The following is a 4,217-nucleotide window of genomic DNA, read 5'->3' on the forward strand; positions in this document are numbered from 1 at the left end:
CAGTCTCAATATTTATTTTATTTCTCCCATTTCTATCAATTCCTCAAATCCTTCAACAAAGTAATCTCTATCTTTCAAACAAACAACTCGTTTTTCTGGACCTTCAGGTGTCTCAGTTTCACTTAACTTTATACCACAAATAAAGCATTGACCTAAAAGCTCTTTAGTCGGGATAACATTTTGATCAGTGTATTCTAAGTATTTCTCAACATCACTTTCACTAAACTCTCTCATGCTCTCACCCCTCTCTCATTCTTTATTTCTCCTGTATCAGGATCAATGGTTTTTGAATAGACCGGACGATAACCACATTGGTAATTTGCATCAAAATATAGTCGAAAAATTCCAGAAGAACTTGAAATTATTTCATTCACATATTTCATACTCTCAATTCCAAATTCGTTACCTCTTTGTCTGATAAACGAGCTTAATTCCTTTACATTAACAATGTTATATTCATCTACAATTTCAAGTAAAGTCTGCCTTAATTCTTTCTTTTCATTTTCATCAAGTGTTACGTATCTATCAATATCAAAATCATTTATAAAGATTAAATCTTTTTTATCGTAGCGGTGTTTACCTTTCTTAATTGCATCAGAACTTTCATGCGTTAAATACTGAAAATAATACTCCACGCTATCAACAATTTCGATATGAGATACAGATTGATCACCTAAATTACGTTTTATTTTTTTCCGAATACTTTCAACAGTAACCGGATTACGAGCAATATACAAAACATGATAATGTGGTTTTTTATAAATTGATCCACCAGCACTTATTATCTCTTGTTCATCAGGAGTCATATCTTTAAATTTTCGTTCAGTTTTATCTAAATTATGGAGCGGACTAATCGCCATAGGAATACCAGTTTTTTCTAAATTTTCAATAAAGTTTTCAGGAATACTTTCAGGATACAAAATGAATGCAAAGTTTCTAGCCTTTGTATTTTTAGTAGTCATATAGTATAATCACCTTTAGAAAATAAAAGCATTTTTCACGAGCGAACTTGAGAGAGGGCGCTCTTTTTTTATGCTCATTTTTCTCCTTTCTTAGATTTTTCGATAACATCACGCATATAGTTTCTAATATCGTAAGTTACAATTTTTCCTTCACTTTTTAAAATCTCTTTGTAATCAGCATACATCTTTTTAGGTATTCTAACGGTTACAACTTGATATTCTGTTTTCTCTTCAGGCATAAAACTCACTCCTTTATTTTTTTATCATTATACATCATTATATACTTATAGTCTATATAGTCAAAAAATAACCCGTTTAAAAAAACGGCGGTCAAAACGGCGGTCAAACGGCGGTCATAAAAAAACTCCCAAATCCATTGGGAGAGTAAGCGTAAAGTCCTATTCAAGTAAAATTTGGCACTCGGCACTTATAGGGGGGTCGTAGTACGGGAGCGAAATTCGCTCCCTGCCCCCTGATTTTCAAAATTTTTATCCCACTCAAACCAAAATATGGGCTCCGCCCAAACCCGCAAGCTGTGTCAGCTTGACCCCATAAATGAGCGGGAGCTCCCGCTCAAACTCACCCCGCACTCGCCGTGGGGCAGGCAAAAAAAGCAGGTGTGCTTTTCTTTGCATGCGCAAAAGTGTTTTATCCGCTAGTCTATCAACTCCTTAAAGCCTCAAAAAGGGGCTAACTGCTAAAGCAGCAAGCCCCTTTAATTCGATTTACCGTTGACAGACACAAAATTAACGACGTTCAATCTAGCCAGATGTTAAATTAAGCTCTTAAATGCCATTTTAAGCCCATATAAGCGTTTTAAAGATGTGGACCGCCTAATTCATCAGATTTATGTTTTTCGAGTTCCTGTGAGCTTTCAGGGGCTTTTTTAGACGGTTCTTTTAGTCCTGCACGTTCTAGCCACTTGTCAGGTAAATTGATACCTAGTTTTTTGTGTAGAAATTCATCAACATTGCGGACAATGCCTTGAAGTGTTCCGACTAACTTTTGCAATCGCTCATTCTCTCTTTCGAGGTCATTATAGTCCCACGTTGTTCTAGTCAGTTTATCTCTTAACGAGTCGGCTTCACGCCTTGCTCTAGCATGCATTTGATTGTAATTATCACTAAAAGACGCCCGTTGTTCCAAATCAGCGAGATCAGATTTATCAACCATGACTTTATTTTTATTCAGCAAAGTTGGTTTACTAGCAATTTTTTTGTTATCCCGTGGCTTGATTTCATCAAGCTGTTTTTTAGTATCTGCAAGCTTTGCTTGTGTCTCTTGTTTTTCGGTCTCTATTTTTTTCAAATCTTCCCGCATAGTTTTGTATTCGGGTACTGATAAATTCTTACGCTCTTTGTTTTTGTTGCCACGTTGAACATCAAAGCCATTCTCTTTGAGATATTGTGGTAATTCCTCTTGAATGCGCTGTAAGGCTTCACGATTGAATATACGCTTAGCTGAGAGCTTTCTATCATCATCAAAGGGCACAATGCCCATATGCATGTGAGGGGTCTTCTCGTCCAAGTGAACGACCGCATAACGAATATTTTCGTCGCCATAGTTATCTGCAAAATATTGTTTGGCTGTTTCAAAATATTTACGGGTTTCGACTTCGTCTAATTGCTCAAAAAAATCTTTGTCACTGGTTAGAATCCACTCATTGACTAAAACAGCGTCTTTGCGAACTGCCCGCTTACTAGCTTTATTTTCGTTGATATAGGCTTCAATATCCGTTTTAAAATTATCAGTGCGCCCAGCCACCAAATCATAATTCAAGTGGGAGCGGGAAACATCAATATCTTCGTTGCTGTGATTAGTCGTTTTCCGTTGGTCATGATTGCCAATACCGACTAAATTATCAGCTTTTAATTTCGTCATTCTAGCCACTACAAAACTCATAGTACGCACCTCATTTCGGAGTTATCTTCCAAGTAAAGTATAACCCACTATACTTCACTCTGTGAAGTGTGGTCTCTGCGAGGCTAAAAACTGTCTGTCCACTTTGCCCCTTTTTTCGCCTTTAGGCTGAAAAGGTTCGACGTGAACAGGCACAAAAAAAAACGCCTACAGCTGTCCTTTTTTCTAGTAACAGAAATGATATTTTCACCTTTGCATTTTTCCGCAACGATTGCAAATTCATTTCAATATCAAATTCAAAACAACAGACCTTGCCACTTTTTCAAAAGTGGCAAACCCAGAAAATTTCTACATGTCTCCGACGGCTCGAAAACGAGTTGCCAAGAGGGTGGAAAATCAGTGGATCGTATCAACTTCTTAAATTCCTTCCGATTTGCTTCAGTCAGACATTTATCGTTGACCCTACCGTTTATTTTCCCACTGGCCAAATAAAAAAGAGTAGCCTAAGCTACCCTTTTCTAAAAAAATAGTTCAACAATCGCGCCCATTGAAGGTAAATTTTTAAGAAATAACATTTTTTCATTTTACTTAGAAAATATAATACTAGCCCCTTTTATCACATTTTTCCGTACAAATAGAAATGCATATTCTCTTGTAATTCTGGCAAATCGAGCGTTTCTTCAGCTAATCGTTCCAAACCTTGATGTTCATAAAAGCCAAAATTACATGTCGTATCCGTAAATAAGTAAAATGTCTTAAGATTTTCAGATGTCATATAATCTAAAAATTGTTGATACAATTGTTTACCGATACCTGAACCACGTTGGTTTCCATCTACAACAAAAAAAGCTAATTCACCATCAAAGTTTGTACCAATGCTCTTTAAAAGAATTTCATCAACTTCTTCAAATTTTTGAAACGTCTTTCCAATTTTACGCCCTTCTTTAGATATAGCAATTCGTGCAACAGCAATTCCTTGCCGAATAAGATACCTTAGTGGTTTACGATGTGTTTCTCTATTTTTACCCATAATAATACCAACAGGCACTTCATTAAAAACAGCAACACTAGTAAATGTTTGATTAACAAGACAACTGGCAAGATATATTTTAGACAGTTGTTTAGCTAATTTTGGGCTTCCTAATCGATCGTAGTTCCATGATTTGCGAATCATATCTTCCAAGATATGATAATCGGATGGTTTAATAGGACGGTATTTAATATCTGCTTGTGTCATTACTTTTCCTCCAAATAATTAACTTCTAAATTGTTCTTAAATCCAATATATTCCACGTCAATAATCATTACTTAACCTCTCCAGTCTCAATATTTATTTTATTTCTCCCATTTCTATCAATTCCTCAAATCCTTCAACAAAGTAATCTCTATCTTTCA

At 35.8% G+C, this 4,217-nt stretch carries 5 protein-coding genes; all 5 read right to left on the minus strand.

Translation table 11 applies throughout. The features are described 5' to 3' along the window. Nucleotides 1-12 precede the first annotated feature (12 nt). A complete protein-coding gene (locus AC1RPV_RS07520) occupies nt 13-234 on the minus strand; it encodes a hypothetical protein (protein ID WP_481761990.1) in 222 nt (73 codons plus the stop codon). Continuing rightward, nucleotides 231-962 carry a replication protein gene (locus tag AC1RPV_RS07525; protein ID WP_481761991.1) on the minus strand — a complete coding sequence of 244 codons (732 nt, stop codon included), beginning with the start codon at nt 960-962 and terminating at the stop codon, nt 231-233. Before AC1RPV_RS07525 ends, AC1RPV_RS07520 begins: the two co-directional genes overlap by 4 nt. Before the next feature lie 74 nt (nt 963-1,036). Then, nucleotides 1,037-1,201 (minus strand): transcriptional regulator, encoded by a 165-nt coding sequence (locus tag AC1RPV_RS07530; protein ID WP_481761992.1) that lies wholly within the window; start codon nt 1,199-1,201, stop codon nt 1,037-1,039. Nucleotides 1,202-1,778: 577 nt separating this feature from the next. After that, nucleotides 1,779-2,864, minus strand: coding sequence for a MobV family relaxase (gene mobV, locus AC1RPV_RS07535; protein ID WP_004906452.1), 1,086 nt, complete (start codon nt 2,862-2,864; stop codon nt 1,779-1,781). 574 nt (nt 2,865-3,438) lie between these two features. After that, on the minus strand, nt 3,439-4,059 hold the full coding sequence (locus AC1RPV_RS07540; protein WP_481761989.1) for a GNAT family N-acetyltransferase: 621 nt from the start codon (nt 4,057-4,059) through the stop codon (nt 3,439-3,441). Nucleotides 4,060-4,217 lie beyond the last annotated feature (158 nt).

The organism is Dellaglioa sp. CoH-55-MRSF-9 (genome assembly GCF_056782155.1).